This is a genomic window from Halorubrum tibetense (assembly GCF_042661865.1).
Lineage (GTDB): Archaea > Halobacteriota > Halobacteria > Halobacteriales > Haloferacaceae > Halorubrum > Halorubrum tibetense.
The window spans coordinates 1-5566 of sequence record NZ_JBHSWW010000162.1 but is presented as its reverse complement, the minus strand read 5'-3'; the positions used below and the strand labels follow the sequence as shown (position 1 = coordinate 5566).

The 5566-nt window shown below is 55.6% G+C and carries 4 protein-coding genes and 7 tRNA genes; 3 read left to right on the top strand and 8 right to left on the bottom strand.

The genetic code is table 11. The features are described 5' to 3' along the window. Positions 1–269: 269 nt before the first annotated feature. The 7 genes from ACFQEU_RS10660 to ACFQEU_RS10630 all read right to left on the bottom strand — a co-directional run bounded on the left by ACFQEU_RS10660 (position 270) and on the right by ACFQEU_RS10630 (position 1546). Positions 270–352: transfer RNA gene (locus tag ACFQEU_RS10660), tRNA-Leu, on the bottom strand. Between the two features lie 42 nt (positions 353–394). Further along, positions 395–476 (bottom strand) — tRNA-Leu (locus ACFQEU_RS10655). A 47-nt stretch (positions 477–523) separates the two neighbouring features. After that, positions 524–609: transfer RNA gene (locus ACFQEU_RS10650), tRNA-Ser, on the bottom strand. A 370-nt stretch (positions 610–979) separates the two neighbouring features. Continuing rightward, positions 980–1066 (bottom strand) — tRNA-Ser (locus ACFQEU_RS10645). 4 nt (positions 1067–1070) lie between these two features. Further along, positions 1071–1143 (bottom strand) — tRNA-Pro (locus tag ACFQEU_RS10640). A 250-nt stretch (positions 1144–1393) separates the two neighbouring features. Further along, positions 1394–1467, bottom strand: a tRNA-Asp gene (locus ACFQEU_RS10635). Positions 1468–1470: 3 nt separating this feature from the next. Then, positions 1471–1546, bottom strand: a tRNA-Gln gene (locus tag ACFQEU_RS10630). A gap of 654 nt (positions 1547–2200) precedes the next feature. On the opposite strand from ACFQEU_RS10630, the gene ACFQEU_RS10625 reads away from it, so the two are divergent. Beyond that, the gene (locus tag ACFQEU_RS10625; RefSeq protein WP_179921138.1) at positions 2201–2509 is read left to right on the top strand and encodes a DUF8065 family protein; all 309 of its coding nucleotides are present in this window, start codon (positions 2201–2203) and stop codon (positions 2507–2509) included. Positions 2510–2511: 2 nt separating this feature from the next. Then, positions 2512–3123, top strand: a complete 612-nt coding sequence (locus ACFQEU_RS10620; protein ID WP_379781939.1) for a hypothetical protein — start codon at positions 2512–2514, stop codon at positions 3121–3123. On the opposite strand, the gene ACFQEU_RS10615 is transcribed toward ACFQEU_RS10620, so the two are convergent. Then, positions 3112–4065, bottom strand: a complete 954-nt coding sequence (locus tag ACFQEU_RS10615; RefSeq protein WP_379781937.1) for a type II toxin-antitoxin system HicB family antitoxin — start codon at positions 4063–4065, stop codon at positions 3112–3114. The genes ACFQEU_RS10620 and ACFQEU_RS10615 overlap by 12 nt on opposite strands. Before the next feature lie 164 nt (positions 4066–4229). Between ACFQEU_RS10615 and ACFQEU_RS10610 the strand changes: the two genes are divergently transcribed. After that, positions 4230–4847: a hypothetical protein gene (locus ACFQEU_RS10610; protein ID WP_379781935.1), complete on the top strand. Its 618-nt coding sequence runs from the start codon at positions 4230–4232 to the stop codon at positions 4845–4847. Positions 4848–5566 lie beyond the last annotated feature (719 nt).

Sequence of the window (5566 nt, the reverse complement as noted above, 5' to 3'; positions counted from 1 at the left end):
TCGAACACACGCGTACACGACAAGAACTCCGTAATCGGCATCATCCGTCCTTGCCACCGCCTACGTCATGCACCTACTTCAACGTGCAAAGCTGAGGTTACAAGTGAGATGAAGGAACTCTCTCCGTCGCACCGGGTCTCCGGTAAAAATTCGGCGAGAGTGTGTGAATGCCGGGCTCTTCCACCGTCCCGCAGTCTCCCCGGCACGACTCGAACGTGCGTCTCCTCTTCTACAGGGAGGTATCGTAGCCGTTAGACCACAGGGAGAACTGTCGCCGCGAGAATTCGAACCTCGGGAGGACCTACGCTAACGGTTCTGAGCCACTTCCCGTTGACCACTGGGGTATGGCGACGTAACGTTGGATCGGGACTTGTCTACCGGCACGATGGCCGGATGCCGCCACCAGGATTCGAACCTGGGAAGGACTAACCACACGGCCCTCAACCGTGCCCGTTCGACCACTCTGGCATGGCGGCGCAATTCGAGAATCGCCAACGTCTCTGCGAATCACTTCGGCACGCAGCGGCGGGAGAGCGATTTGAACACTCGTGTCCTCGCGGACGCTGCGGTTCCAGCGCAGTCCCTTGACCAAGCTAGGGAAATCCCGCCAACGGTGAGACGGAGAGTCGAACTCCGAAGCCTCGCAGCTCTCGGTTTCAAACCGAGCGCGGTCGCCTATCCGCATGTCTCACTATCACCGTCGGAGCCTTGCTCCGACGAGCCCGCCTCGCGTTGCTCACCGGGACGCCGGAACACGCACATCGCTCATTTTCTGACTCTCTCTTTCGAGGTGAATGCGCTCATCAGCACCCAGTCACGGCAGGGATGGATGACGGTTACCTTGTTCCGTGGAAGTACGCGCCGTCGCCGGTGACGCAGATTTTCACGCTTCCAATCGTGTCGATTGACGTTGTTTCACCGAGTGGGACGTGACGGAACGCTTCCTCCTCGCAGGCGGGGCAGACATTTGTTGTCATGACGCCGCGACCCGGATTCGAACCGGGAGGCCGATAGCAGACGGCTACGGCGTAGCAGGCCGCTGGGTTCCCCAATACCCAGTCACGGCACACTGAGCCGACGAGGATTCGAACCTCGGTCCTGTGCGCCCAAGGCACAGATCGTCGTCCGCTGGACCATCGGCTCACGGGACTGCCGAGCGTTCGGCAGTTGATTATCTCTCTGTACGACTGTTTCCAACTACGCAACCGCGACCGAATGGTCGTGATCGCGCGTCTCATCGCAGGGCGTACTTCGGGTGTCCCCGGGAATACCACACCGGCTCATGTAGGTTGCAGACCCTGCCGGGCCCAGCACCGTGAGAACGATCCAGTTGATCGCACCAACGGGCTGCCTACCTCGATGGGTATCCCCACGTGGCCACGCCACGCGTCCACGCCGACGCCGGGATTCGAACCCGGATCACGGCCGTGACAGGACCGTATGCTCGCCGGATTACACCACGTCGGCATGTCGCCCCGGCCGGAATCGAACCGGCGACCTCCGGATTCAAAGTCCGGCGTCCCTCGCCAACGGAGACTCCGGGGCTCGACGTAGCCGCAGCTAACGCTGCGGGGGATGTGTGTAGCGACTCTTCGTACGCTCAGCGCGTACGGAATCGCTTGTTCGTTCCACTGTCAGGAACGAACGCAGACCAAACTGCCGCGAGCCTCAGTTGCCGTACTCGCGTGACGCTGTGAGCGAAACGAGTACTAGGCGAAAGCAGGCGGCACTCCCGTGTTCCCCAGCCCCTGACGGGTAGTCCGCGTGGGAGCCGGGTTATGCGGGTGAGAGTCTCCGGAGATCGCCGGATTGCGTCACACTTTCGCGTTCAATGGTGACGCAAGCCCAGCGATTCTCGTCCGGTCTCTCCGCACGCTGGTCTTGTAGGTACTCGCCGAACACGTGCCCCGCGGCTAAACGAGAACGAGCACGCCGCGGTTTGAAGCGAGTATCGACCATGTTGCGGGATTCTCCGTTTACGAGGTTTGTTTCGGACGTCAGTTACGGGTTATCGTGGCAACTGTATTAAATTTAGTTAGAGTGTGGTAATCATAGGCACTGTTTTGGCGAGTGTAGTTCGCGGTCCGATCATTGAAACAACGAATCTCTTTTCTCAAGCCGTAGCCCAGTGGTAGATCTGTAATGACACGGATGGCGCGTCACAACATCTATTGCTGTAAGGAACGAACGAGTAGATAAGATGGCGACGAACAACGACAAAATCCAGTTCCGAGGGGAAGCTGAGAAGGAAGCAACGCAGGTCGTCGACCAGATGCGTCTCGGGGGAATAAACATTAGTGAGCTTGCCCGACAGGGACTCCGAGAGAAACTTCGAGAAGCCCTTTCGGACGAAGAGAAAATCACTCTTCACCAGCAGTACAAGCAAGGAGATATCTCTAAAGATGTTGCAGAGATTCTTCTCGATGATGGCTTAGAAGAGATCGAGCGCGAGCGGAATGCCTTTGAGGAAGCTTCAGAACTTGATACGACTGGGGTATTCCAAGAATAGCGATGGCGGACAATGAAGTACGCTATCCAATTATTGTCGATACTGACGCACTGATCGCTGTCGCAAACACCAATCTCTGGTCTCGTCTCACGAAGACCCTGAATCTGACAACAACAAACGTCTGTTACCAAGAACTCGAACGGCACGTTCGAGAGAACTCCGAGTATGCGCCCGAAGGGACGAGGGAGCAATGGATCCATCACGGGAGTAAAAAGGCACTTGAGCCGTTCGCTAATGACGAGAACGAATCGTTTGCTGTAGTTCCATGTGTTCCTCGTCCACATGGAGAAGATGCGGGAGAGAAGTCAATACGCACAGAGATTGAACAGAACACCGACTTGTATCGATTTGCGATTTTGATGGATAAGCACGGCCGTCGGTCAATCAATCGTGTCTTCGACGACGCTGAAGAAACGACTGGAAAGGCCGTTGCTCCCACGTTTTTACTGTATCTGTTACTCGATGCCGACAAGTGTACTGTCGAAGAGTTCTGTCAGGCCTGCGGTGAGATGCTTCGTGGAGAAGGGTGGACTGGGTACCAGGCGATTCAAGCGGCATGGGAAGCAATCCCGGTCGATTGCTCGGAGTATCTATCGGACAGACTACTCTCCTGAACCTTCTTCCTCCTCTATCGCCCCATCCGAGCTTTTCGGGACGTACTTAGTCGTCCCCCCGCCCAGGTCAGTCACATTAAACTTTTTCTCATATTCTGATTTAGGGAAGCACCGAGGGCACGGGTTCGCGTTACTTTCCTCGGCTTCTTCTCGTGTCATAACAACCTCGTCAGCGACTGGTGGTTTGTACGATTCCGGGTCGTGATACCAGCCGTAGCCAGTCCCCATCCGTTCGACGAATACACCGTCGTCCACGGACACCGGGAGTTCATCGTCAGAGAGATCCCGGGCAAGCGTGTGGTCGTAGTCCTCTCGCCAGTTAATCACATACTCGTCTTCAATGACGTAGGGGCCGACGCCGACAGCACGCTGAGCAGCGTACAACGAACCGTCCGTAGCTTCCGCAATCAATTCTTGTATCTTCAGCCCCTGAACGGCATCCGTAATGAAGCCCTCGTCAACTCCTAGCTGCTCTGTGAGACCTGCCTTGTTTCGGGTGCCAGTAGCGATTGCGTCGAACACGGCCCAATATCCGTTCGTCACTAGGTCTCCGAGTTGCGAGAACGGTATATTGTGTGTTTGCCCGTAGATGAACGCGCGAAGTGTACCGAAGCGATGGGGGTCGGAATAATTCGTACTCTTGTGGGATTTCGCCAGCCATAACGCAGCTTCACGTTGCCGAGCAACCTCGTCCTCGGACACATCTGGAGGGTCATATTCATCGCCACTGAGACCCGCGGCAAGTTCTTCAGTCTCCGGGTCGGGGACAAAGACATCAAGCGCCGTCGCTAATAGATCCTCATCAGCGTCCTCGTAGCCCGCGAGTACATCAGCCAGCATCAGCAACGCTTCCAATTTCGTCTCTCCCTGGGTCGTCACCCCGGTCTCTTCGTCCGTGATCACGAACCAGTCGTCCTCCCGCTCAATCGTGATCATATCCATACAGCCATCAACGTCTTAGTACGGTTAGAACCCTCTGGTGGAGTGCACAGAAACTATTTACAGCAACCCGATATCTGCTATTACAGATGGCTAGTCTCCCGTCGGTCGGGTTCTAGCCGGGAACCCAGTCACCGACGTGACTGATGGTTCTCGGTTAGAGACCAATGACCGAGAATACCGATGCGAGTAAATCTGAACAAACAGAGCATAGCAGCGCGTATTCCCACCACATCGACTCTGATGCGCGTTCCGTGTGTCAAGATACAAGTTCCCGTCCAGCATGCGATGCGTGCGACACCACACATCATGACGAACTCCACGATGTCTGTCTTGGAGAGACCGAGTACGATGTGTGTAGCGACTGCCTCCAGCTGCTCGTTGACCAAGTTGAACGATACTACTGGTGGGACCGCCTCACTGAAGCGCACTACAATCGCGCAGCAGCATTTCTTCGGTCGCTCGATGAGATCTGGTGCGTCAAAGATGGGGCATACGCTGGCGGTGAGTTGTGGATCCATACGCCCTATTGTGATGCAGCAGTCGTCAGAGATGTCTGTGATCACTTCGGGTTTCAAATCCGGTGGTTCAGCGTCGTATATGCTTGTGACGATGGATTTGATTACGTCTCTGAGCATGGACCCTGTATCGAAATCAACCTCACCTACACGAACCGCCCTTCAAATCCACTCCCGTTAGAATCCGACATCCAGGATGACGTGACGTACCACGAGGTCGAATGGCTCGAAAACCATCACCGGCTGTTCGACTCGACAGCTGATTGAAATAGGCTACAGTAAAACAACTTCCAATAGCACTTATATGTGATTGACTATTTCGTTTTACAGTAGTGCTCACGAACGCAGGAATTTCACTCATCGACGCCCTTCACCGCGGGCGCGAAGCGACCATTAACGAGATCGTAGACGAAACCGGGTTTAGTACTTCACAGATCTACCGGACGGCCGATGAGCTACACACCGCAGGACTCATCGACGAATCCAGAGGCCATCACAATCAGCGACTTCTGCGCGTTACTGGCCATCCCGTTATCGAAGCGTACCGAAATCTACTCTCAAAATTAGGTCACGTTGAGTGGCCCAACCTGCTCTCACCAGCGACGATACGTATCTGCTGGTTTCTGGATAACCCTCGGCGCGCAAGAACAATCGCTGACCGGCTAGGGATCACCCGACAGGCAGTCCACAACGCGCTGGATCCGTTGAAAAATCGCGCAATGCTCTCCCCATCTGGACCGGAGTATGCGCTCGTACCCGGTCTACAACCATTACACGACTTCGCAGAAGCCGTTATTCTCCACGAGCACCGCACCCGTGTCCGGCGTCTCGCGCCAAGTGCAACAGTCGAGTGGTCCGACCCCGAGCGGGCACTCGTCCACGTCCACACCCATTCGTCTTTAGCTAAGACTCACACCTCGGTTGTGTAGCGGTAGCAAGTGTCTCTTGTAAGATCGGTCGTTGTTGATGGATCTTCTGAGCGTCCT